The sequence below is a fragment of the Streptomyces sp. NPDC007863 genome (assembly GCF_040633895.1).
Lineage (GTDB): Bacteria > Actinomycetota > Actinomycetes > Streptomycetales > Streptomycetaceae > Streptomyces.
The window spans coordinates 69,883-92,059 of record NZ_JBEYEI010000018.1 but is presented as its reverse complement, the minus strand read 5'-3'; the positions used below and the strand labels follow the sequence as shown (position 1 = coordinate 92,059).

At 75.4% G+C, this 22,177-nt stretch carries 17 protein-coding genes; 7 read left to right on the top strand and 10 right to left on the bottom strand.

Features of this window, described 5'->3' with window-relative positions:
- Nucleotides 1–14 precede the first annotated feature (14 nt).
- The 8 genes from ABZ621_RS26600 to ABZ621_RS26565 form a co-directional block, all read right to left on the bottom strand.
- Nucleotides 15–1,565 (bottom strand): ATP-dependent DNA ligase, encoded by a 1,551-nt coding sequence (locus ABZ621_RS26600; protein WP_360608731.1) that lies wholly within the window; start codon nucleotides 1,563–1,565, stop codon nucleotides 15–17.
- Nucleotides 1,566–1,657: 92 nt separating this feature from the next.
- The gene (locus ABZ621_RS26595) at nucleotides 1,658–2,749 is read right to left on the bottom strand and encodes a DUF6397 family protein (protein WP_360608728.1); all 1,092 of its coding nucleotides are present in this window, start codon (nucleotides 2,747–2,749) and stop codon (nucleotides 1,658–1,660) included.
- A 132-nt stretch (nucleotides 2,750–2,881) separates the two neighbouring features.
- Nucleotides 2,882–3,286: a roadblock/LC7 domain-containing protein gene (locus tag ABZ621_RS26590; RefSeq protein WP_360608726.1), complete on the bottom strand. Its 405-nt coding sequence runs from the start codon at nucleotides 3,284–3,286 to the stop codon at nucleotides 2,882–2,884.
- 222 nt (nucleotides 3,287–3,508) lie between these two features.
- The gene (locus ABZ621_RS26585) at nucleotides 3,509–4,120 is read right to left on the bottom strand and encodes an ATP/GTP-binding protein (RefSeq protein ID WP_360608724.1); all 612 of its coding nucleotides are present in this window, start codon (nucleotides 4,118–4,120) and stop codon (nucleotides 3,509–3,511) included.
- Nucleotides 4,101–4,481 carry a DUF742 domain-containing protein gene (locus ABZ621_RS26580; protein WP_360608722.1) on the bottom strand — a complete coding sequence of 127 codons (381 nt, stop codon included), beginning with the start codon at nucleotides 4,479–4,481 and terminating at the stop codon, nucleotides 4,101–4,103. The genes ABZ621_RS26585 and ABZ621_RS26580 overlap by 20 nt, the downstream gene beginning before the upstream one ends.
- 15 nt (nucleotides 4,482–4,496) lie before the next feature.
- Nucleotides 4,497–4,931, bottom strand: coding sequence for a roadblock/LC7 domain-containing protein (locus ABZ621_RS26575; RefSeq protein WP_360608720.1), 435 nt, complete (start codon nucleotides 4,929–4,931; stop codon nucleotides 4,497–4,499).
- The gene (locus ABZ621_RS26570; protein ID WP_360608718.1) at nucleotides 4,928–8,032 is read right to left on the bottom strand and encodes a nitrate- and nitrite sensing domain-containing protein; all 3,105 of its coding nucleotides are present in this window, start codon (nucleotides 8,030–8,032) and stop codon (nucleotides 4,928–4,930) included. Before ABZ621_RS26570 ends, ABZ621_RS26575 begins: the two co-directional genes overlap by 4 nt.
- Before the next feature lie 93 nt (nucleotides 8,033–8,125).
- The gene (locus ABZ621_RS26565; protein ID WP_360608716.1) at nucleotides 8,126–8,962 is read right to left on the bottom strand and encodes an MHYT domain-containing protein; all 837 of its coding nucleotides are present in this window, start codon (nucleotides 8,960–8,962) and stop codon (nucleotides 8,126–8,128) included.
- 151 nt (nucleotides 8,963–9,113) lie between these two features.
- On the opposite strand from ABZ621_RS26565, the gene ABZ621_RS26560 reads away from it, so the two are divergent.
- The 4 genes from ABZ621_RS26560 to ABZ621_RS26545 all read left to right on the top strand — a co-directional run bounded on the left by ABZ621_RS26560 (nucleotide 9,114) and on the right by ABZ621_RS26545 (nucleotide 13,736).
- A complete protein-coding gene (locus tag ABZ621_RS26560; RefSeq protein ID WP_360608714.1) occupies nucleotides 9,114–9,722 on the top strand; it encodes a methyltransferase domain-containing protein in 609 nt (202 codons plus the stop codon).
- Nucleotides 9,723–10,116: 394 nt separating this feature from the next.
- On the top strand, nucleotides 10,117–12,327 hold the full coding sequence (locus ABZ621_RS26555) for a reprolysin-like metallopeptidase (RefSeq protein ID WP_360608712.1): 2,211 nt from the start codon (nucleotides 10,117–10,119) through the stop codon (nucleotides 12,325–12,327).
- Nucleotides 12,328–12,513: 186 nt separating this feature from the next.
- Entirely contained in the window at nucleotides 12,514–12,807 is a 294-nt protein-coding gene (locus tag ABZ621_RS26550; RefSeq protein WP_360608710.1) for a hypothetical protein, read from the top strand.
- Between the two features lie 89 nt (nucleotides 12,808–12,896).
- A complete protein-coding gene (locus ABZ621_RS26545; protein ID WP_360608709.1) occupies nucleotides 12,897–13,736 on the top strand; it encodes a hypothetical protein in 840 nt (279 codons plus the stop codon).
- 85 nt (nucleotides 13,737–13,821) lie between these two features.
- On the opposite strand, the gene ABZ621_RS26540 is transcribed toward ABZ621_RS26545, so the two are convergent.
- Both ABZ621_RS26540 and ABZ621_RS26535 read right to left on the bottom strand, forming a co-directional pair.
- Nucleotides 13,822–14,367 (bottom strand): MOSC domain-containing protein, encoded by a 546-nt coding sequence (locus ABZ621_RS26540; protein WP_360608707.1) that lies wholly within the window; start codon nucleotides 14,365–14,367, stop codon nucleotides 13,822–13,824.
- A gap of 47 nt (nucleotides 14,368–14,414) precedes the next feature.
- Nucleotides 14,415–15,509: an acyl-CoA desaturase gene (locus ABZ621_RS26535; RefSeq protein ID WP_360608705.1), complete on the bottom strand. Its 1,095-nt coding sequence runs from the start codon at nucleotides 15,507–15,509 to the stop codon at nucleotides 14,415–14,417.
- A gap of 478 nt (nucleotides 15,510–15,987) precedes the next feature.
- Between ABZ621_RS26535 and ABZ621_RS26530 the strand changes: the two genes are divergently transcribed.
- The 3 genes from ABZ621_RS26530 (at nucleotide 15,988) to ABZ621_RS26520 (ending at nucleotide 22,176) form a co-directional block, all read left to right on the top strand.
- Nucleotides 15,988–18,918: a DEAD/DEAH box helicase gene (locus ABZ621_RS26530; RefSeq protein ID WP_360608977.1), complete on the top strand. Its 2,931-nt coding sequence runs from the start codon at nucleotides 15,988–15,990 to the stop codon at nucleotides 18,916–18,918.
- Nucleotides 18,915–20,309, top strand: coding sequence for an SWF or SNF family helicase (locus tag ABZ621_RS26525; protein WP_360608703.1), 1,395 nt, complete (start codon nucleotides 18,915–18,917; stop codon nucleotides 20,307–20,309). Before ABZ621_RS26530 ends, ABZ621_RS26525 begins: the two co-directional genes overlap by 4 nt.
- 361 nt (nucleotides 20,310–20,670) lie before the next feature.
- Nucleotides 20,671–22,176 (top strand): ATP-binding protein, encoded by a 1,506-nt coding sequence (locus ABZ621_RS26520; RefSeq protein WP_360608701.1) that lies wholly within the window; start codon nucleotides 20,671–20,673, stop codon nucleotides 22,174–22,176.
- Nucleotide 22,177: the final 1 nt, after the last annotated feature.

Genomic DNA, 22,177 nt, shown 5'->3' with positions numbered 1-22,177 from the left:
GGGCCCCGCCGCCGTCACCCCTCGGCGCGGAGGGTGTCGACGGTGTCGGCCTCGGCCGCGGTCTTGTCGGGACGGTGGCGCAGCACGCGGGCGAAGCGGAGGGTGATGCCGGCGGGATAGCGGGTGGAACGCTGAAGGCCGTCGTAGGCGATCTCCACCACCAGTTCGGGCCGGACCCGCACCGTGTAGCCGTCGTCCTCGACGGCCAGTTCCCCGAGCCGGTCCGTCTGCCAGCGGAGCATGGCGTCCGTGAGGCCCTTGAACGTCTTTCCCACCATCACGAAGCCGCTGCCGTCCGCCGCGCGGGCGCCGAGGTGGAGGTTGGAGAGGTAGCCGGTGCGGCGCCCGTGGCCCCGTTCGACGGCGAGGACCACGAGGTCGACGGTGTGCACGGGTTTCACCTTGAGCCAGGTCCGCCCGCGCCGCCCGGCCACGTAGGGCGCGTCGAGGGCCTTGACCAGGACGCCCTCGTGCCCCCGGGCCAGGGTGTCGGCGAAGAACCGCTCCGCCGCCTCCCGCCCCGCCGGGTCCTCGGGGTCGGCGACCTCCAGGCGGCGCACCCGGCGGTGCTCGGGCAGGAGCCGGACGAGGACCGCGTGCCGCTCGCGGCCGGGCCGGTCGACGAGGGCCTCCCCGTCGGCGGCGAGGACGTCGAAGAAGACGGGGGTGAGGGGGAGCGCGGCCCGGGCGCCGTCGACGTCCGCGCGCGAGCCGACCCGCCCGGCGATGGACTGGAACGCCGCCGGCCGCCCGCTGCCGGGATCGAGGGCGATCAGCTCGCCGTCCAGGATGAACGACTCCGACGGCACCTCCCGGGCGACGGCCACGACCTCGGGCAGGCGGCCGGTGATGTCGTCCAGCGAACGGGTGTGGACCCTCACCTCCTCCCCCTCCCGGTGCACCTGGATCCGGATGCCGTCCAGCTTCTCCTCCACCACACACGGCCCGAGCGCCGCCACCGCCTCACCGACGGAACCGGCCGTGTGCGCGAGCATCGGCTGCACGGGCCGCCCGACCCTCAGGGTGAACCGGCCGAGTGCGGCGCTCCCGTCCGCGAGGACCGCCTGGGCCACCGGCGGCAGCGAGCCCTCCAGCATCACCGCGCGCCGCAGTGCGGTGGCGGGCACGTCGGCGGCCTTCGCGACGCCCTCCAGCGCCACGGCGTCCAGCGCCCCCTGCCGCACCTCCCCCGAGAGCAGCCGCACCAGCAGCTCCTGCTCCTCCACGGTCGCCGCCGCGCACAACTCCCGGACCCTACGGGCCCGTTCCGCCTGCGACCCCGGCCCCGCGACGCCCGCGAGCCCGTCCATCGCCGCGTCCACCCCGGCCAGCGTCAGGGCGGGCACGGCGACCGGCGGAACGGCGGGCGGGACGACCTCCTTGAGGGTGCTCCAGCCGACCCCGATCCGGCCCTGCGGCAGCCGGCCCGAGAGATAGGCGATGACGAGCGGACTCTCCTCGGGCGTGGCCTCCGCGAACAGTTCGGCGAGCAGCGCGATCTTCCGCGACCGCGCCGAGGTCGCGGCGACCTCCCGGGAGACCTCGGCGACACGGGCCAGCAACATGCCCCCATCGTCACCGCCCGCCCCGACGGCCGCACCCGCACCGCACCCGCAGCGGCACCCGCATCCGCACCTCCGCCCCCGGCTCCTCCCCCTCAGCTCCAGTCGCGGCCCTCGCCCCACCCCCCGCTCGCGATCGCCCCGCCCGGCAGGGCCCGCCGGATCCGGCCCAGCAGCCCCGGACGCCGCCGGGCACCCGCCGCCCGCCCCGGCGGTGGCGCGCCCCGGCCGCCGCGCGGACGACCGGGCGGGCCCGGAACCGGCCGGGCCGCGGGCCCGACCTCGCGCTCCGGTTCCGCTCTCCCCGGCGCTTGCGCCGCCGGAGGATCCTCGGGCGCGGGCGCCTCCATGAGCGACGGTTCCGGCGCCGGTCGTCGGCGCTCGCCCGGATACGGCGCCTGGCGCGCGGCGCGGGCCTCGTCCAGGGCCAGGGCCAGGCTCATCCGGTGCCACAGGATCTCGTCGGGGTCGTCGGCGCGGACGAGACGGACGGCGGTCTCGTGGGTCGCGCCCGCGACCGGGACGCCCGGTGGCGGAGACGGGCGCAGCCGGTCGAGGTAGGTGCGCTCGTAGGGGTCGTCGACGACCTCCGCGACCTGGACCGGGTCGAGCAGGGAGGCGATCGCCGCCGCGCGGGCCCAGGGGTCGTCGGTGCCGCGCAGGAGGAGCGACAGGTGCCGGGAGCGCCAGTTCCTGGCCCGCAGGTCCTCGCCGGCGGCGTCCCGCTCGCGCACCTCGGCCGGGAGCCGGCCGGTGAGCAGTCCGGGATTCTCCTCGCCGAAGGCCGCGACCTCGGCCGCCAGGTACAGCCAGACCACCGCCCGGTAGCGGTTGAGGTAGAAGCGGACCGGGCTCAGGTGGCCGGTGCGGGCCAGCCGGTTGAAGCGGTCGTAGGCGATGGAGAGGAGCCCGGCGGCCTCTCCCGCGCCCACGGCCCGCACGCGCTCCCGCAGGCCGTCGGGGAAGTCCGGCGCCGCCATGAGCCGGTCGAGCTCGGAGCGCGCGACCGGGCGTCGCTCGGGCGACCGGTCCCGGTGCGCTCCCCGCGGGTCCGGGACCGCGGCGGGGTTCGGGACGGTCCTGACGAGGCCCATCCGGACGGCGAGCCGGAACTCGTCGCGCTTCAGTTCCAGCTCTTCCGCCGCTCGGACCGGTGCCACCGTCCGTGTCGTGTCGTCCACCGTCATGGCGTCCGCCGCCTCCCCCGCTCGCTCGCGCCGGCCTGCCGACCGGTCCGGGTCCACACGAACCCGACACCCACGAATGTAACGGAGAGTGACGACATGTGCGCCACCTGTGGACGACCGCCTGTGGAAAACTCAGGCGGTCGGTCCGCCCGGCTGCCGCGCCGCGACGCCCAGGTGTTCCCCGACCCGGTTGACCAGCAGCGTCATCTCGTACGCGACCTGGCCGACGTCGGCCTCCGCGTCACTGAGCACGGACAGACAGCTGCCCTCGCCCGCCGCCGTCACGAACAGCAGCGCCTCGTCGAACTCGACCATCGTCTGCCGGGCCCGGCCGGCCCGGAAGTGCCTGCCGGAGCCGCGCGCGAGGCTGTGCAGCCCGGAGGAGACCGCGGCCAGGTGTTCCGCGTCCTCCCGCGCGAGTTCGCTGCTCGCGCCCGTCACCAGGCCGTCGTTCGACAGCACCAGCGCGTGCCGTATGGGTCCGACCCGCCGGGTCAGATCGTCCAGGAGCCAGTCGAGCCCCTTGTCCAGCGCCATGCGGTGTCCTCCCCCTCTTCGATGCGGTCGCGCCGGCCGGGCCCCGTGCCCGCGTGCGCCGTACGGACCGCGTGTCGCGGCAAGCCTTACGCACTGTCGTGGACAGGGCAAGCACCCCGATCCGCCCGGTGTGCCGCCGTACGCCCGGGACGTGCCGATCCGGTCCGCCGGGCCACCCGGTCCGGTCCGCCGGGCACCCGGTCCGGCGCCCGCCGACCCCGTTCAGCCGGCCGTGTCGAGGAGTCGGGCGGTGTGCATCCGTCCCGCGTACTCGACGACGCGGATGAGGACCTCCTTGCCGGAGTCCCGGTCGCGCGCGTCGCAGAGCAGCACCGGTGTGCCCACGTCCAGGTCGAGGGCGCGGGACACCTCCTGCGCCCCGTAGGAGCGGGCGCCCTCGAAGCAGTTGACGGCCACCACGAACGGGATCTTCCGGTGCTCGAAGTAGTCGACCGCCGGGAAGCAGTCCTCCAGCCGACGGGTGTCGGCGAGGACGACCGCGCCCAGGGCGCCCTGCGAGAGCTCGTCCCAGAGGAACCAGAAGCGGTCCTGTCCCGGGGTGCCGAAGAGGTACAGCGAGAGGCCCGCGCGGATCGTGATGCGGCCGAAGTCCATGGCCACGGTCGTGGTGGTCTTCCGGTCCACTCCCCCGGTGTCGTCGACGAGTTCGCCGGCCCGGCTGAGGCGTTCCTCGGTGCGCAGGGGCCGGATCTCGCTGACCGACCCGACCAGGGTGGTCTTGCCGACGCCGAAGCCGCCGGCGACGAGGATCTTCAGGGCGAGAGCGTCGGCACCGCCGTCCGCGCCGGTGCTGTCAGAGCGCTCGTAGGCCATCGATCACTTCTCTCAGGATGCGTTCGTCGGGGAGCTGCGCGGGCGGTACGGGTCGGCTGACGCGTACGAAGCCCGATTCGAGGAGGTCGCCGAGGAGGACCCGGACGACGCCCACGGGAAGGTCGGCGTCGGCTGCGAGTTCGGCCACCGACTGGGTCTCGGCCCGGCAGAGCGAGAGCAGGGCGCGGTGTTCGGGGCCGAGCAGGTCCTCCTCGGCCCGGCCCGGTGGGTCGTCGTCGACGACGACCAGGGCGATGAGGTCGAACCGGACGTTGCTGGGGCCGGGCTTGGTGCGTCCGCCGGTCATCGCGTACGGCCGGACGAGCGGGCCGGCGTCGGCGTCGTACCACTGGCTGGTCATGGGGCGGGTCTCCGGTCAGCCGGCGGCCGGTGGGGTCGCGGCGAGCCGCGGCGGGGTGTGCAGGTGCTCGCCGACGCGCTTGACGAGCCGGGCCATCTCGTAGGCGATGAGGCCGATGTCGGCGCTGACGGAGCTGAGGACGGCCAGGCAGGAGCCGTCGCCGGCGGCGGCGACGAAGAGGAAGCCGTCGTCCATCTCGACCATGGTCTGGCGGACCCCGCCGGTGTGGAACTGGCGTCCGGCACCCTTGGCGAGGCTGTGGAAGCCGGAGGCGATGGCGGCGAGGTGTTCCGCGTCCTCTCGGCTGAGCCCGCTGGAGGCGCCGACCGGGAGGCCGTCGCTGGAGAGCACAACGGTGTGCCGGACCTCGCGGACCCGGGTGACCAGATCGTCGAGGAGCCAGTCGAGTTCGCCGGAGCGGTGGTGGGAGATCCTCTCGTGGTCGATCATGCGTCGTCTCCTTCGGGTCGGGTGGCCTGGGGCGGGTTGGGGCGGGCGCCGAAGTACGGGCCGAGGTCGGTACGCGCGCGTGCGTCGCGGCGGGGGTCGCGCGGGTCGTCCGGGGCGGTCTGCGGGGCCGTGGGCGGTGCCGGGGCCGGCAGTCCGGTGTCGCCGTACGGGCGCGTACCGGTGTCATGGCTGTCGGTACCGGGGTGCGCGGCGCTCTCGGACCGCGCGATGCCCGCCGAGGCACCCGTCGAGGGGGCGCCGGCGCCGAGCGGGCGTCGGGCGCCCGGGGCGGGACCGCCACCGCGCTGCCAGCCGTCGCGGTAGGCGGCCATCCGGTCGCGCACCCGCTCGGGCGTCCGCTCCGGCGCACCGGCGACGGCGGGCGCGGGCAGCGGTTCGGACGCGGGCGCCGCGCGCAGCTGCGGGACGAGGCTCGCCTGACGGATCCGGCGGGGCAGTCCGCCGTCGGCGTCCGTGTCGTCGGAGCCGGGGACCGGGTCCTTGCCCGTCGCCGCTCCCGCCGCCGGCGGCGGTACGGCGGCGTGCCCACGGGGGCGCAGGGCGGTGACACCGGCCGGTACGGAGGCGGGGGCGGCGGCCGGGGCGGTCGCGGGAGCGGGGCCGAGCGCGGGGACGGCCGTGGGGCGCGGCAGGGGGCTCGGCGTGGACCGGGGCCGGGCCGGGGCCCGTTCGGAGCCCGGGGGCGGGGTGGCGGAGGTCCGCGGCGCCGTCCCGGGCACGGCCGGGCGGCCGTGCCCGGCACCCGCGGCGCCGTCCGCGGCCGGGGTCTGCGCGCCGGCACCCGCTCCGGCGGTACGGGGGTCGGCCGGGGGACGGGCGAAGCGGCGGGCCTCCGCGCGGTGGGCCTCCGCGCGCTCACGGGCGGCGCGTTCGTCGACCCGGGACGCCGGGTCCTGGGGCGAGCCGGTACCGGGTTCGGCGCCGTGACCTGCCTCCAGGGCGCCCTGGAGGAGGTCGGTGGGCAGGAGGACGACGGCGGTGGTGCCGCCGTACGGGGACGGCCTCAGGTGGACCTTGATCGCGTGCCGGGCGGAGAGCCTGCTGACGACGAAGAGGCCGAGGCGGTCGCTGTCGAAGAGGTCGAGGGCCTCGGAGCGGTCGATGCGGGCGTTGGCCTCGGCGAGGCTCTCCTTGCCCATGCCGAGCCCCCGGTCCTCGATCTCCAGGGCGTAGCCGTTCCCGACGGGCTCGCCGCTGACCCGGACCTTGGTGTGGGGCGGGGAGAACTGTGCCGCGTTCTCGATGAGTTCGGCGAGGAGGTGGGTGAGGTCGGCGACGGCGGCGCCCGCGACGGCGGTCTCGGGGAGCCGGCGCACCTCCACGCGCGCGTAGTCCTCGATCTCGGAGACGGCGGCGCGGACGACGTTGGTCAGCGGAACCGGCATGCGCCAGGCACGGCCCGGCGCGGCGCCGGAGAGGATGATCAGGCTCTCGGCGTGGCGCCGCATCCGGGTCGTGAGGTGGTCGAGCCGGAAGAGGTCGCCGAGCTCGCCGGGGTCGTCGGCGCGGCGCTCCATGCTGTCCAGGAGGTTGAGCTGGCGGTGGACGAGGACCTGGCTGCGGCGGGCGAGGTTGACGAAGACGCCGGAGATGCCGCTGGCCAGTTCGGCGCGTTCGACGGCGGCGGCGAGCGCGGCCCGGTGGACGGTGGTCAGGGCTTCGCCGACCTGGCCGATCTCGTCCTGGGGGGCGGGTCCCGGCGGGGCCTCGGCCCGGACGTCGATCTCCTCTCCGGCGCGCAGCCGGCCCATGGCGGCGGGGAGCTTGCGACGGGCGATGCCGAGGGCGGTGTTGCGGAGGCTGACGAGCTCGACGACGAGCCCGCGGCCGATGCGCACCGAGATGACGAGGGAGGCGGCGACGGCGACCAGACCGAGGACGACGGCCGCGCCCGCGGGGCTGAGGATCCCGCCCGCGAAGGGGTCGGTGGACTCGGCGGCGGCCGCCCGCGCGTCGTTCTCGACGGCGGTGAGCCCGGCGCGTACGGCGGCGCGGGCGGCGTCCCATTCGGCGGAGGGCGCGGCCTGGGCGGCGGGCCGGCCGTCGGCGGCGCGGGCCACCCGGTCCTCGGCGCCGGTGAGCCGGGCGTGGTCGGGGCCGCCGGCCAGCCGGGACCAGGCGGTCCGGCCGGCCGGGGGCAGGTCGGCGGTGGCCGAGGCGAGGAGGGTGCGCCGGGTCTCGGCCGCGCCGGCGAAGGCGCGCTGGTGGTCGGCGGTCAGCCGGCCGGTGAGGTGGGCGGAGGCGAGGAGGGCGTCCTCGCGGGCGAGCATCTCGCCGGCGCGGGCGAGTTCGAGGAGCACGCGCGCGTGGGAGCCCTGTCCGGTGTCCTGGATGCCGGTGAGGGCGCCGCCGACGGCGAAGCCCGCCGAGACGGCGGCGGTGTACGCGTCGTACACCCGGTCCCAGTCGCCGCGGCCTTCGACGGCGCCGGCGCGGAGCCGGGCGAGGCCCTGCGCCTCGCCGACGAAGGCGCCGACGCGGTCGGCGCCTTCGTCGGCGGGCAGGTCTCCGGAGTCGCCGACGGTGTGCCCGCCGCCGAGTCGCAGCCGGGCCACGGCCTCGTCGGTGCGGCGGATCCGGTCCTTGAGCTCGGCGGCCCGGCCGGCGCCGGGGGCGGCGAGCTGCCGTGCGGCGGCCCGGCGTTCGTCCTGGAGCGCGGCGACGGCGGCGGTCACGGGCTGCCGGATGTCGGCGTCGACGCGCTGGAGCTGGCGGAGCCGGGCCATGTCCTGCGCGGTGGTGACGGTGGCGAAGCCCCAGAGGGCGAGGAGCGAGACGACCGGGACCATGAGCAGCGAGACGATCTTCGCGCGCACGGTCCGGGGCCGCAGCCCCCGGCGGCGGGCCCCCGTGCCGGACGCGGGCTCCTGAAGGGGAACGGGGGCGGGCTCGGATGCGGCGGCGGAGCCGTCCTCCTCCCCGGCCGGAGCGGCGGAGTCCGACGGCGTCGTCTCGGCTCCCGTCGCGGCGGTCCGTGGTTCCGGTTCGTCGGCGGGCGGCCCGGCGTGCGCGCGCCGCCCGCGTGCGGTCGCCGGCGGCGCGGGCGCCGCGGCGTCCTGGTTCTTGCGGGGAGTACGCATGGGCTCCTCGTTCCGGCAGTTCTACAGCTGGGGGTGCACGCACGCGTGCAGGGGGTCTGGGGGCTTGCAGGGGCGGGCTTGCAGAGAGGCTTGTCAGGGCGCGGGCGACCGCAGGGGGTCGCGCCCGGCGTGGAAGCCCGAGGGGGCCACGTGGACCGCTCGCTCGTCCGGCTCGGTGAGGCGTTCGGCGGACGCGTACGCGGCGCGTTCCCTGGCGGTCGGGGAGAGGGCGACGAACGCGGAGGTGATGAAGAGGTACGAGCCGAGGCCGACGGCGAGCGGGAAGATGAACTGCATGACGGTGGCACCGGGGAGGTCCGCGGCGGAGGGGGCGACCTCGACGCGCACCGCGAACATCCCCGTGTAGTGCATGCTGCTGACGGCCGCTCCCATGACGAGCGAGGCGAGCGCGACCGCGATCGGGGCGTGGATGTTGAGGGCCGCCCAGAGCGCCGCGGTGGCGGCGACGACCGCGATGACGACCGAGAGGGCGACGAGCACGGGGTCGTAGTGGACGGTGCCGTGGAGACGGAGGGCGGCCATGCCCATGTAGTGCATGCTGGCCACGCCGATCCCGGTGGTCAGTCCGCCGATCAGAAGTGATCGGACCCGGTCGCGTCCATAGCCGACGGCGAACACGCCGACCCCCACCACGCCCATCGCGATGACGAGGCTGAGGATGGTGAGCGGCACGTCGTAGCGGATGTCGGTGCCGGTGACGCCGAAGCCGAGCATGGCCACGAAGTGCATGGTCCAGATGCCGGTGCCGATCGCGGAGGCGGCGGTGAGCAGCCAGTTCCGCCGCGAGCGGCCGGTCGCGTCGAGCGCGCGTACGGTGCAGCGCAGCCCGAGGGCGGCGCCGATGCAGGCCATCGTGTACGACAGCACAGGTGTCAGCCAGCCGAAGGCGGCGTGGTCCAGGTGTCCCATGACTCGGGGACGCTAGTGCGCACTGGGGGGCGCATCAGGGGCGCATTTCGAAAGCTGTTGGAATATGACGGAGAGAACTTCCAGTTCGATCGAGCATCGTTCGAACGTGCACACAGAACGTTCACACTCACGGGTAGGCGATCATGAGTCCATGAGCGATGACCCCACAGATGTCCGAGCGTTTTTCGCCATCCGCGCCGCCGACTGGGACCGCCGCTTCCCCGACGACGGGCCCGCCTACGCCGCCGCCGTGGCGGACCTGGGACTGCGCCCCGGGGACGCCGTACTCGACGCGGGCTGCGGCACCGGCCGCGCGCTGCCCCCGCTGCGTGCCGCCGTCGGCCCGTCGGGCACCGTGCTCGGCGCCGACCTCACCCCGGAGATGCTCGCCGAGGCGGTACAAAGCGGGCGACGCGGCCCCGAGGGCGCCTCCGCCCTGCTCCTCGCCGACGTCGGCCGGCTGCCCCTGCGGGACGGCGCGCTCGACGCCGTCTTCGGCGCGGGCCTCGTCTCCCACCTCGCCGATCCCGTCGCCGGCCTGCGCGAACTCGCCCGCGTGGTACGGCCCGGAGGGCGACTGGCGCTCTTCCACCCCATCGGCCGCGCCGCCCTCGCCGCCCGCCACGGCCGTCAGATCACCCCGGACGACCTGCGCGCCGAACCCCGACTGCGCCCCGTCCTCGCGGAGGCCGGCTGGCGGCTCGACTCGTACGTGGACGAGGACGCTCGCTACCTCGCGCTGGCGGTACGGGAGGGCTGAAGCTCGGCTCCCTGATCCCTGATCCAGACCCCTGGAGGGTGGATCCGAACTCCAGGATCCCGGATCCAGACCGCTGGATGGTGGATCCACCCTCCAGGATCCTGGATCCAAGCTCCCGGATCCTGGATCCAGACGCCTGATCTTGAACCTTGGATCCAGACGACTGGATCTTGGATCCAGACTCCCGGATCCGGCGCTCGGATATTGGATCCGGGAGTCTGGATCCCCACACCCATGCGGAGCACACCCGCCCCGGACACCCCGCCAGCCAGGGTGATTCTCCGGACGATCCAGTGATCACATCATCGGATCAAGGAACCCTCCCTCTCGTTTCAGCAGGTGAGCCCGGCGAGCCGCGGACGACGCGGCCGCCCCGGGGAAACAGGAGGAAGAGATGGCCCGCTACAGATGGACGGGCGGTGCGGCCCTCGGAGCCATGGTGCTGGGGGTCGGCACCGTCACCGGGTTCGCGCCGCCGGGCGCGGGCGACGGGTCCGGGGCGGCCGCACGCGAGCGCGCGGAGCGCGCGGCCGTGGCGGCGGGGGCGTTCAGCCCGGACGGCGGCGAGCGCGCCACGAACAAGGGCGCCGGCCGGCCGCGTACCGGAGCGGCCGGGGACGACGCGGCGGAGAGCTTCGGTGCGGAGTTCGTCCGTGGCCGGATCGCGCGGGTGATGCCGGCGGCCCTGGCACCCGTGTGCGGCACCGGATACGGCCGGGAGGCGACCTTCCCGCTCTTCGGAGACGTGGTCGTCCAGGCGGTGGAGGCGACCCGCAGCACCATCGGCTCCACCCTGGTCTGGCACGGCCGGGTGGCCGGCGCGGTCGATCAGCACGTGGTCCTCACCCTGGACGGCGGCTGCGACAAGACGCCCGGGAACGAGGTCCTCAGCGGTCAGTTCATGCTCGGCGGCGATCTGTACGCGATCCGTCCGGCAGGTCCCGGCCGCGTCCTCATCTCCCAGGGCACCCCGCTGACCGACGAGGACGAGCCCCGGCCCGAGGAACCCCAGCCCGCCGAGCCCCCCGCCGCCACCACACAGGCCGCCGCCACCACGCACGCCGCCGTCACCGCGCAGGCCACGCCCGCCACCAAGGCCGCCGCCTGCAAGGGCGGCGCGGGTTACGCGCTCGTCGACGTGCTGGTCGGCTACACCCCCGGCGCCCGTACCGAGGCCGGCGGCGACGCCCAGATCAAGGCGCTCGCCGCGCAGGGCATCGCCCTGGGCAACGACGCCTTCTCCGCCAGCGGCACCAAGGTCCGGCTGCGGCTGGTCGGCACCACGCTCGTCTCCGTCCCTGCCTCCCTCGACGGCGTCACCAACAGCCTCCTGAGCGCGGTCGCCCTCCCCGGCGACGGCGTCGCGGACGCCGTCGCCGCGCAGCGGGACCAGCACGGGGCCGACGTCGTCTCCGTCCTCGCCGCCGGCCGGGCCGCCGGCGGCCTCGGATACACGCCGCCGGACCCCGGCCCCGCCACCGCGCCCTGGGGCTACAACGTCGTCGGCCGGGCCGCCGTCACCAACTACTCCATGGGCCACGAGATCGGCCACAACATGAGCGCCGACCACGACCGCGTCACCCAGCCGGTCCAGCCCGACAACGGCGCCACCGGCTACTTCCCCGCCAAGGGCGACTGGTCGACCGTCATGGCGTACGAATCCAGCTGCCGCAAGGCCACCAAGGGCGTCTGCACCCGCGTCAACCGCTTCGCCAACCCCCACCAGACCTACCGCGGCGAGCGCCTCGGCGTCCCGCTGGGCGACACGGACTCGGCCGACACCGCCGACGTCCTGAGCACCACCGGCAAGGCCGTCGCCGCCTACCGGGCCGCCAAGACCTCCGACGCGCTGTGCGCCGTGACCACCTCGGTCACCCCCAAGGACGCCGGCACCGTCAGGGCCGCGCAGCCCGGCCCGTACCCCCAGGGCACCCAGTCCACCTACTCGGCGACGGCCGCGAAGGGGTACGTCTTCAGCGGCTGGAAGCTCGACGGCAAGGCCGCCAAGGGCGGCGCCTCCGGCTTCCGCGTCCCCGCCGGCGACCACACCGTCGTCGCCGTCTTCAAGAAGGGCACCGCGCCGACCTCCACGGTGAGCACGAAGAGCAGCGGCCAGGGCACGGTCAAGAAGGCCCCGGCCAAACGCGCCGAGCAGGAGGGCGCCGACGTGATGTACGAGGCCGTGCCCGCGCCCGGCTGGGACTTCGCCGGCTGGCGGCTCGACGGCTCGCACACCGGGGACGACGACAGCATCGCCCTCCGCGTCGGCCAGGACGACATGGAGCTCACCGCCCTCTTCGAGCAGCGGCGCCACGAGCTGAGGGTCGAACAGCGCGGTCACGGCAGCGTGGAACTCTCGCAGGCGGGCCCGTACTCGGACGGCGACACGGTGGCGGCGACGGCCGTGCCCGCGCCCGGATACGTCTTCACCGACTGGCTGCTCGACGGCGAGCCGTACGGCGGCGACGAGGAGAACGCCAAGGGCGAGACCGCCGTCCACTTCGAGGAGACCGGCCATACCCTGACGGCGGTCTTCACCCGCGCCGCCGGCCACCCCGACGCGGAACAGGGCTACGGCACCGACTCCGGGTCCCCCGCACCCTAGGCCCGGACGAGCCCTGGGTCCGGACGGGCCCCGGTCCCGGACGAGACCCAGGCCCCGGACGAGACCCAGGCCCCGGACGGGCCCTCAACGCCCCCTTCTGTCCCGGCACTTCACTGTCTACCGTGGAAGTGCCGGGCAGTCGTGCCCGGGGAAAGGCGGCCGGCCGTGGCACGGATAGCGGAACGCATGCGCAAGCTCCTCCCCTCCGCCCGACGCGCGTCCGGGAGCGGGGCCACCGCTCCCCCGGCCCGCTCCGGACGCCAGGGCCACAACCTCTTCGAGGCGGCGGCGGTGTACGTGGCCGCCTGCGCCGAGGACGACCAGGAGCGGATGGACGAGGCCGCGACCTGGGTCTCCCCGGGGCAGCTCAGCTTCGGCGTCAACGAGCTGGCCTGCCGCGCCCTGCTCACCCTCGCGCGGGAGCGCAACCAGACCCCCGAGACCGTGGCCCGCGCGCTGCTCGGGATCAAGGGGCGCTGAGTCTCACACTCCGAAGGCCCTCGACGCACGGATTACTCGGTAGTAGGGTGCGCCGACGATCCGATGGCGAGCGAGTGAGGGAGCGTGTGGTGGCGGCTACGGAACCGGCGGCGGGCGACGACGCGCTGTACGTGCTGACCGCGTGTCTGCTGACGCCCGCGCGCTTCCCCAGCGTGCTCGGCGACGACTATCCGGCGGCCTGCGCGGCCCTCGGGCTCGAACCGTACGAGCAGGGGTACGGGCTCGTCTTCGGCCAGGACGGGCTCGGCGCGCGCTGGACGGTCGTCATCGACGACGTCTCGCTGGTCGCCGTGGCCATCGCCTCCTGGGACTGCGGCATGGCGTACGACCTCTCCCCCGACGAGGAGTCGGTCGTCGCCGGGCTGCCCGGCTGGCCGCTGCCCGTCGCGACGCAGGCCCCCGGCATCCCGGACCCGCACGACCCCGAGCCGGAGGAGGGCGACCCCGCCCCGCTGGCCCCGCCCGCCGAGGACGCGTGGACCCCCGCCCACCGGCGGCTGGGCGCCGACGAGGTGGCGCTGCACTGGAACGCGTGGCGGGAACAGATCGCCCCCCGGCCCGCCGAGGCACCGACGGCGGAGTCGCCCGCCGCCGCGGCGGAGCCGACGGCCGCGCCCTCCGACGGCGCCGCGCCCGATCCGTACGCCGGTGTCCGCCGGGCCATGGACGAGCTGCACGGCTATCTGGAGACGCCGCCGCCGGTGGGCCGGGTGCGGTCCGACACGACCGGCGAGAGCGCGCGGACGCTCCGCGCCGACGGCCCCGGCTGGTCGCTGGTGGCCCGCACCGACGACATGGCCTTCTTCCTCCTCGACGAGCTTCCCCACGAGGTCCTCCCGGTGGCCCCTGGCCCGCGGCTGCCCGCGCTGCTCGAAGGGCTCGACGCCATCGCCGTACGCCCTTCCTAGGGCCGTGCGCCCTTCCCCGGGGCCGGACGCCCTTCCCCTAGGGCCCGGACGCCCTTCCTGGGGCCGGACCCGCGCGGGCAGGGCGTCAGACGCGCTCCAGCGGGCGGTGCGGCTCCGCCGGCAGTTCGACGCGGACCGGGTCGCCCGGGCGCACCTCGCCGCCGGTCAGGACGATGCCCATGATCCCGGCCTTGCGGACGAGCTCGCCGTCGGCGTCACGGCCGACGACCTGCTTGAGCAGGCCGTGGCGGAAGCCGTCGATCTGGGCGCAGGGGTTGCGCAGGCCGGTGATCTCGACGACGGCCTCCGCGCCGAGGTGGAGGCGGGCGCCGGCGGGCAGGGCGAGGAGGTCGACGCCGCGGGTGGTGACGTTCTCGCCGAGGTCGCCGGGGGCCACCTCGAAGCCGGCCTCGGCGACCTCGTCGAAGAGTTCGGCGTGGATGAGGTGGACCTGGCGGAGGTTCGGCTGGGTCGGGTCCTGGGCGACGCGCGAGCGGTGCTTGACCGTGACGCCGGCGTGGACGTCGCCCTCGACCCCGAGCCCGGCGAGGAGCGTGATGCTCTCGCGGTTGGGCTTGGTGAAGGAGTAGGTGCCGTTGCTGCTGACCGTGGTGACGGTGCCTTCGTCCATGTGCGGACCCCCCTGGTGCGCGGTACTGGCCGGATTCGCGTTCGACCCTACTCCGGGCGGTCCGCGTGCTCCTCGCGGAGGGTGGCACCGACGTCGTGGAGGTGGCCGAGGGCCTGCCGGTAGGAGTCGACGAAGCCGGTCTCGGTGTACGGGATGCCCAGGTCCCGGCAGTGGGCGCGGACGGCGGGCTGGGCGAGGCGCAGGTGGGGGCGGGGCATCGACGGGAAGAGGTGGTGTTCGACCTGGTAGTTGAGGCCGCCGAGGAACCAGTCGGTGAGGGCGCCGCCCCGGATGTTGCGGGAGGTGAGGACCTGGCGGCGCAGGTGGCCCCAGCTGTCGCCGTCCTCGTGCTCGTCGGGCCGCTCCATGCCCTTGTGGTTGGGGGCGAAGGCGAGGCCGAGGTGGACGCCGAAGAGCATCTGGTGGACGAGCGCGAAGACCAGGGCCTGGACGGGCGTGAGGGCGGTGAGGAGCAGCGCCGCGTATCCGGCGAAGTGGAGGACGAGCAGGGCGGCTTCGGTCAGGCGTGCGCGGCGGGTGCGGTACGGGCCGTCCTTCGCGAGCAGGGCCTGGACGCCGTACAGCTTGAGGGCGAGGCCCTCCAGGGTGGTCAGCGGGAAGAAGAGCAGGGCCTGGTGGCGGGTGAGGAAGCCGCGCAGGCCGGTGCGGCCGGCGGTCTGGTGCTCGGCGAAGACGAGGACGTCGGCGGCGACGTCGGGGTCCTTGTCGAGGTGGTTGGGGTGGGCGTGGTGGCGGTTGTGCTTGTCGTTCCACCATTCGCGGCTCATGCCGAGGAGGAGGTTGGCGTGGACGAGCTGGATGACGCGGCCGGCCCTGCGGTCGGCGGTGATCTGGGCGTGGCCGGCGTCGTGGGCGAGGAAGGCGGCGCGGGCGGAGAGCAGCGCGAGGGGCACGGCGAGGAGGACGGACCACCAGGCGGGGCCGGTGAGGAGGAGGGTGACGGCGACGGCGGCGAAGCCGAGGAGGGTGAGGGCGATGTCCCGGGCGTACCAGCCGGGCCGGTGTTCGAGCAGTCCCTGGCTCCGCACCAGGCGGAGGAGCGGGGAGAACTCGCTGCCGGCGGCCCGGTTCCGTGCGGCGGGCGGCGCCGGGGCGGGTGCGAGGGCGGTGGCCTGGGACATGGGCGGGCTCCGGCTTCTGTGAGGTGGGCTGTCGCCGTCCGCGCCGAGGGCCGGTGACAGGTCTTCACCGTAGGAATCCGTGACGGGCCGGAGCCATGGCGTCACCACCCGTCCGTGGGCGGGGGCGGACCGGGGGCCGGGGGTGGGGTGTTCCCCACCCCCGGCCGAGGCACGGGTTCTTGCGCCGCGGAGGCACGGGGTTCCCACGCCGCCGAGGCACGGGATCCCGCTCCGGCCAAGGCGGTGCGCATGTGTCGGGTGTCACGCACGGATGTGCGTGGTCGGGGGCTCGGGTGGGGTAGGGTCGGCCGCTCCGTCTCGCAGGTAGTCATATGTGGGGAATGTGTTGACGTCGTCGTTCCGCTCCTCCGGCCCCGGTTCCGAATCCTCCGTCCCGCCCGTCGCAGCCGTCCCGGCGCCCGTCGCCTCCGCTCCGGCCGCCGTCTTCCTCCCCGCCGACCCGCCCCGGGCGGGCCGGATCGCGCTCTGGTCGCCCGCCGGCGAGCCGCTGTCCGCGCCGCCGGGGGCGGTCGAGGACGTCCTCACGGTGGTGGACGGTGCGGACCTGCGGCCCGTGTCCGTCCCCGCGGCGCTGTTGCCGGTACGGGACGCGCTGCCGTTCCTCGCCGCCGCCCGGCTCGCGGACGGGGCTGACCCGGCGGCCGCGTTCTGGGGCGGTGCGGCGCTCCTCGCCCTGGACCTCGTCGCGCGCGGCCTGCTGCTGCCCGGGGTGACGGCGGACGGTCACGACGCGTGGCGGGCCGGGCCGTTGGGGCCGGAGGAGCTGGACCGGCTGCGTACGCTCGCCGCGTCGATGCCGCCCACCGCGCACGCCGTCCCGTCGGCCCCGGTGGAGGAGGCGGAGGACTGGCTGCTGCCCGAGCCGGAGGAGCTGCTGCGGGCCTTCCTCGACGCGGTCGCCGACACCCTCCCCCGTACCCCGGCCGCCGCGCTCGCCGCCGGCGGCCCCGCGTTCGCGGCCGAGGAGGCGCGGTCCGTGCCCGAACAGCGGGCGTGGGCCGCCGATCTGGCGGCCGGTCACGACGCGGGCGTACGGCTGTCGCTCCGCCTCGAACTGGTCGGCGGCGACACGGCCGGGGCGACGGCGCCGGGCTTCCGCGCGGTGCTCCAGCTGCACTCCGCCGCCGATCCCGCGGTGGTCGTGGACGCGGCCGACGCGTGGTCGGGCACCGGACCCGCGGCGGCGGGACTGGGTCCGCGCGCCCGGATGGACGCGCTGCTCGCGCTGCGGCGGGCCGCCCGCGCCTGGCCCGCGCTCACCCCGCTGCTGACGGCCGCCGTGCCCGACTCGATGGAACTGGCCGACGAGGAGCTGGTGGAGCTGCTCGGCCCGGCGTCCCGTGCGCTGGCCGCGACCGGCATGCGGGTGCACTGGCCGCGGGATCTGACGGACCGGCTGACCGCGCGCGCGGAGATCGGTCCGGTGGACGCGGCGCCGGGAGCCGGTGCCGCGTCCACCGGCCCCCTGACCGGCCCCCTGACCGCCCCTCTGACCGACCCTCTGACCGACCTCTTGACCGGTGCCGCGACCGGTCCCGTGACCGACGCCCCGTACGGCGAGGACGGGAACGACGGCGGAAGCGGGGGCGGGGGCGGCGTTCCGTCGTTCCTCTCCGCCGACGCGCTGCTCGCCTTCAACTGGCGCTTCTCCCTGGGCGACCGGGAGCTGACCCGCGCGGAGCTCGACCGGCTCGCCGAGGCCGGGCGGCCGCTGGTGCGGCTGCGTGACCGGTGGGTGCTGGTCGATCCGGCGGAGGTGCGGCGCGCCCGGGAGCGGCAGGACCGCAAGGTGACGCCGGTCGACGCGCTCGCCGCCGTGCTCACCGGCACGACCGAGGTCGACGGCCATCGGTTCGAGGTCGTCGCGAGCGAGGCGCTGGAGCGGCTGCGCGAGCGGCTCGCCGACCCCGAGGGCGGGGCCCGTGAGGTGGCGCAGCCGGCCGCGCTCGCCGCCACCCTGCGCGACTACCAGCTGCGCGGCCTGAACTGGCTGCACCGGATGACCTCGCTCGGCCTCGGCGGCTGTCTCGCCGACGACATGGGGCTCGGCAAGACCATCACCGTCATCGCGCTCCATCTGCACCGGCAGGACGAGCCCGCCACCGCGGGACCCACGCTCGTCGTCTGCCCGACCTCGCTGATGGGCAACTGGCAGCGGGAGTACGAGCGGTTCGCCCCCGGCACGCGCGTGCGCCGCTTCCACGGCGCCGGCCGCGACCTGGACGGGCTCGGTGCCGGGGACGTCGTCCTCACCACGTACGGCACCATGCGGCTCGACGCCGAGCGGCTCGCCGCCCGGACGTGGGGGCTGCTGGTCGCGGACGAGGCCCAGCACGTGAAGAATCCTTACTCCGCCACCGCCCGCCGGCTGCGCACGATCGGTGCACGCGCGCGTGTGGCGCTGTCCGGCACTCCGGTGGAGAACAACCTCTCCGAGCTGTGGGCGATCCTCGACTGGACGACGCCCGGGCTGCTCGGCGGGCTCGGTGCCTTCCGGCGGCGGTACGCGGCCGCCGTCGAGGGCGGCGGCGACCCGGCCGCCGCCGAGCGGCTCGGCGCGCTCGTCCGCCCGTTCCTGCTGCGCCGCCGCAAGTCCGACCCGGGCATCGCGCCCGAGCTGCCGCCGAAGACCGAGACCGACCGGGCCGTCTCCCTGACGCCGGAACAGGCCGGTCTGTACGAGGCGGTGGTGCGCGAGAACCTGCTGGCCATCTCGGCGGCCGACGGGATGGCCCGGCGCGGTCTCGTGGTGAAGCTGCTGACCTCGCTCAAGCAGATCTGCAACCACCCCGCCCAGTACCTGAAGGAGGAGCGGCCCCGGATCGCCGGCCGTTCGGGGAAGCTCGAACTGCTCGACGAGCTGCTCGACACGATCCTCTCCGAGGGGGCGAGCACCCTGGTCTTCACCCAGTACGTGGGGATGGCCAGGATCCTGGAGGCGCATCTGGCGGCGCGCGGGGTGCGGACGCAGTTCCTGCACGGCGGCACCCCGGTGGCGGAGCGGGAGGCGATGGTCGAGCGGTTCCAGGAGGGCGAGGTGCCGGTCTTCCTGCTGTCGCTGAAGGCGGCCGGGACGGGGCTCAACCTCACCCGGGCCGAGCACGTGGTGCACTACGACCGCTGGTGGAACCCGGCGGTGGAGGCGCAGGCCACCGACCGGGCGTACCGGATCGGGCAGACGCGTCCGGTGCAGGTGCACCGGCTCGTCGCCGAGGGGACGGTCGAGGACCGGATCGCGGCGCTGCTCGAACGCAAGCGCGCGCTGGCCGACGCGGTGCTCGGCGCGTCCGGGGACACGCCGGCGGAGCTGACCGAGCTGACCGACGCGGAACTGGCGGAACTGGTCTCCCTGCGCGGGGACGACGTCGCGAACGGGGACGGACGATGAGCGGATACGGGTCGGCGGACGGCCACGGGTACGGGACGGCGGGCCGGGGTTCCGAGGAGCTCACCTTCACGGCGGCGCCGCCGGTGCGCGGCGGGGCCTTCACCCGCACCTGGTGGGGCCGGGCGTGGCTCCAGGCGCTGGAGGACACGGCGCTCGACGGCCGGCAGGTGAAGGAGGGCCGGAGGCACGCGCGGGCGGGGGCCGTCGGCGCCGTGTCGGTGCGGCCCGGGCGGATCACCGCCGTCGTGCAGGACCCCGACGGCACGGCGTACCGCAGCGACGTGCTGGTGCGCACCCTGACCGACGAGGAGTGGGACCGGCTGCTCGACCTCGCCGTCGACAGCGCCGGGCACATCGCCGCGCTCCTCGACCACGAGATGCCTCCGCACCTGGTGGAGGACGCGGCGGGGGTCGGCGTCGACCTGCTGCCGGGCATCGGGGACCTGGAGCCGGAGTGCGGCTGCGAGGCGTGGGACCACTGCCCGCACACGGCGGCGCTCTGCCACCAGGTGGCGCGGATCCTGGACGAGGACCCCTTCGCGCTGCTGCTCCTGCGGGGGCGGGGGCAGCAGGCGGTGGTGGACGCGCTCCAGGCCCGCAGCGCCGCCCGCGCGGGCGGCGGGACGGCGACCGGCGCGCCGGAGGGCGCGGAGGGCGCGGCCGGGGACGGCGGCGGGCCGCGGGGCGTGTCGGCGGCGGAGGCGTACGCGCTGCGGGACATCCTGCCGCCGCTGCCCGCGGTGCCGGTGCCGGACGCGGCGCCCGGGGAGCCGCCGGCCCTGGACACGGAGACGGACCCGGAGCCGGGGGTGGAGCCCGCCGCCCTGGAGTTCCTGGCCGCGGACAGCGCGGCCCGCGCCCACCGGCTGCTGACCGAGCTGCTCGCCGGCCGGCCGGCCGCCCCGGCCGGTGCGGCGTGGGGCCTGTCGGTCGCCGAGGACGCGGTGCGGCTCGCGGCCGGCCGGCCGCCGGCGTGGGTCGCGGGGCGCCTGGCCTCGGGCACGGGGCGTTCGCGTGCGGAGCTCGACGTGGCCACGCGCGCGTGGCGGTGGGGCGGGGCCGCGGCCCTCGCCGTACTGGAGGGGTCGTGGACGCCGGACGAGGAGGCCCTGGCCCTGGCGGAGGCCCGGCTGGCCGAGGCGTGGGAGGACGGCGAGGCTCCGGAACTGAGCCGGTCCGGGGCGCGGTGGACGGCGGCGGGCGAGGGGGCTCAGCTGCGGCTCGGCGAGGACGGCCGCTGGTGGCCGTACCGCCGGGCGGGCGGCGGATGGGTTCCGGTGGGTCCGGCGGACCGGGATCCGGCGGCGGCGCTCACGGCGGCGACGGTCGAGGGCGAACGGGACGACGAGCCGGAGGGCGCGAACTCCGGCTCGCGCGGCCTTTCGGAATGACCGGTAAAACCCTCGCAGTCTGATCACTTGTTGTCATTTTCGATACGTATTCCTGCCCTCTTATAGGGCCAGTTTGATTGATAGAACCCTTCCTTCCATCGAGGTCACACGCCAATCGCGAACTGACTATGCTCCGCAGATGTGTTGCGCCGCGCTCACAGCGAGTCATGAACGCTGGGAGCGGGCGCCGACGGAGCACGGCCGCGAGGGGATGTTTCGAGCACCTGTGCGTGATCGATCGCATGTCCGCTCTTTTTCCTGACGGTACGTCGCCCCACTTCAGTCCTTTCCCATTTCCGGACGTCGAGGGAAACCGTTGATGGTACGCGCAGGTTCAACTTCCAGAGCCAGGCCGGGTGCGATGGCTCCGGTGTGGCTCGTCCCGCCGGGGGTACTGGCCGCCCTCTTCGCCATAGGGCTGCTGTTCGCGCCTGCGCAGATACGGACACCGGTCGCCTGGTACGGCTTCGCCGCGGTCTCCCTCACGCTCGGCAGCACCGCCCTGACCGTGCGCCTGGCCCGGGCGGCCGAGGAGGCCCGGCACACCGGGGCGCTCCGGGCGGCCCGGCAGGCCCACGCGGAGACCGAGGCCGCGCTGCTCGCGCGCCTCGCCGACCAGCGGACGGCCACGGTGTGGATGGCCGACGAGCTGCTCCCCGCTGCCGTCGCCCGGCTCCAGAAGGGCGACTCCACCTCGGAGATCGTGAACTCGGTGCGGCTCGGCGCGCACCTCGACGACGGCTTCACCGAGGCGCTCAAGGGCGCGCTGAGGACCCTGCTGCTCGCCGTCGAGGCCGAGGAGAACACCCGGGACTCCTCCCAGCGCGCCCTGGTGGCCGTCGCCCGCCGCGTCCAGGCGATCGTGCACCAGCTCGCCAAGGACCTCCGCGAGATGCAGATGGTCCACGGCACGGACCTCGTCCTCGCCCGCGGCCTGCAGGACGTCGACCACCGCAACGCCCTGATCGGCCGGCTCGCCGCGAGCATCGCCGTCCTCGGCGACGCCCGCCCCGGACGCCAGTGGTCGAAGCCCATCCCCCTCTACGACGTGCTGCGCGGCGCCATGTCACGCATCGTCGACTACCCCCGGGTCAAGCTCCAGTCGGTCACCGAGGCCGCGGTCATCGGCCCCGGCGCCGAGCCCCTGATCCACCTGCTCGCCGAACTCCTCGACAACGCGACGACGTTCTCGCCCCCGCACTCCCCCGTGGAGGTGAGCGCCGTCGAGGTGCCCTCGGGCATCGCCATCGAGATCGAGGACCGGGGCGTCGGCCTCACCGAGGAGGTCCGCCAGCGCATCAACCGCGTGATGACGGACTCGGCCTCCGGCCTCTTCCTCGCCGGTCTGGGCGAGGTGACCCAGCTCGGACTGCCGGTGGTGAGCCGGCTGGCCCGCGAGTACGGCTGCGACGTCGACCTGCGCCCCTCCGCCTACGGAGGCGTACGGGCCGTGATCCTCGTACCCCGGCGCCTGATCACCACGGTGGAGAAGCCCGTCGTGAGAACTCCCGAGCCCGCCCGGAAACGCACGCCCGGGCCCATCCGGCCCCTGCCGTCGCGCGGCGGCGCCCCGGTGCCGCCGCCGGCCCCCGAGCCACTGCCCGTGCCGCCGCCCACCCCCATGCTCCCCACCTCCTTCGACGAGGGCGCGGCGCCCTACATCGACGGGACGACCCTCAACGGTCTGCCCCGCCGCCGCCGCGACTCCCCCGTCCCGACGCCGGTCCTGCGCACCGGCCCCGAGCCCGCCCCCGCCCCCACCTCCGCGCGCCAGCCGGGGCTGATGTGGGAGGCCTTCAACGGCACCAAGCGCTCGGACTCCGCATCCCCCACTCCGCACAGCCAGCCGTCTGATGAGGTCGAATAAC

What these genes read in the sequence shown, in the direction of transcription:
- ABZ621_RS26540 (WP_360608707.1), bottom strand. Translation starts at nt 14,367, where the DNA reads ATGGACGAAGGCACCGTCACCACGGTCAGCAGCAACGGCACCTACTCC.
- ABZ621_RS26565 (WP_360608716.1), bottom strand. Translation starts at nt 8,962, where the DNA reads ATGGGACACCTGGACCACGCCGCCTTCGGCTGGCTGACACCTGTGCTG.
- ABZ621_RS26575 (WP_360608720.1), bottom strand. Translation starts at nt 4,931, where the DNA reads ATGATCGACCACGAGAGGATCTCCCACCACCGCTCCGGCGAACTCGAC.
- ABZ621_RS26555 (WP_360608712.1), top strand. Translation starts at nt 10,117, where the DNA reads ATGGCCCGCTACAGATGGACGGGCGGTGCGGCCCTCGGAGCCATGGTG.
- ABZ621_RS26535 (WP_360608705.1), bottom strand. Translation starts at nt 15,509, where the DNA reads ATGTCCCAGGCCACCGCCCTCGCACCCGCCCCGGCGCCGCCCGCCGCA.
- ABZ621_RS26525 (WP_360608703.1), top strand. Translation starts at nt 18,915, where the DNA reads ATGAGCGGATACGGGTCGGCGGACGGCCACGGGTACGGGACGGCGGGC.
- ABZ621_RS26520 (WP_360608701.1), top strand. Translation starts at nt 20,671, where the DNA reads ATGGCTCCGGTGTGGCTCGTCCCGCCGGGGGTACTGGCCGCCCTCTTC.
- ABZ621_RS26590 (WP_360608726.1), bottom strand. Translation starts at nt 3,286, where the DNA reads ATGGCGCTGGACAAGGGGCTCGACTGGCTCCTGGACGATCTGACCCGG.
- ABZ621_RS26585 (WP_360608724.1), bottom strand. Translation starts at nt 4,120, where the DNA reads ATGGCCTACGAGCGCTCTGACAGCACCGGCGCGGACGGCGGTGCCGAC.
- ABZ621_RS26595 (WP_360608728.1), bottom strand. Translation starts at nt 2,749, where the DNA reads ATGACGGTGGACGACACGACACGGACGGTGGCACCGGTCCGAGCGGCG.
- ABZ621_RS26600 (WP_360608731.1), bottom strand. Translation starts at nt 1,565, where the DNA reads ATGTTGCTGGCCCGTGTCGCCGAGGTCTCCCGGGAGGTCGCCGCGACC.
- ABZ621_RS26570 (WP_360608718.1), bottom strand. Translation starts at nt 8,032, where the DNA reads ATGCGTACTCCCCGCAAGAACCAGGACGCCGCGGCGCCCGCGCCGCCG.
- ABZ621_RS26550 (WP_360608710.1), top strand. Translation starts at nt 12,514, where the DNA reads ATGCGCAAGCTCCTCCCCTCCGCCCGACGCGCGTCCGGGAGCGGGGCC.
- ABZ621_RS26580 (WP_360608722.1), bottom strand. Translation starts at nt 4,481, where the DNA reads ATGACCAGCCAGTGGTACGACGCCGACGCCGGCCCGCTCGTCCGGCCG.
- ABZ621_RS26560 (WP_360608714.1), top strand. Translation starts at nt 9,114, where the DNA reads ATGAGCGATGACCCCACAGATGTCCGAGCGTTTTTCGCCATCCGCGCC.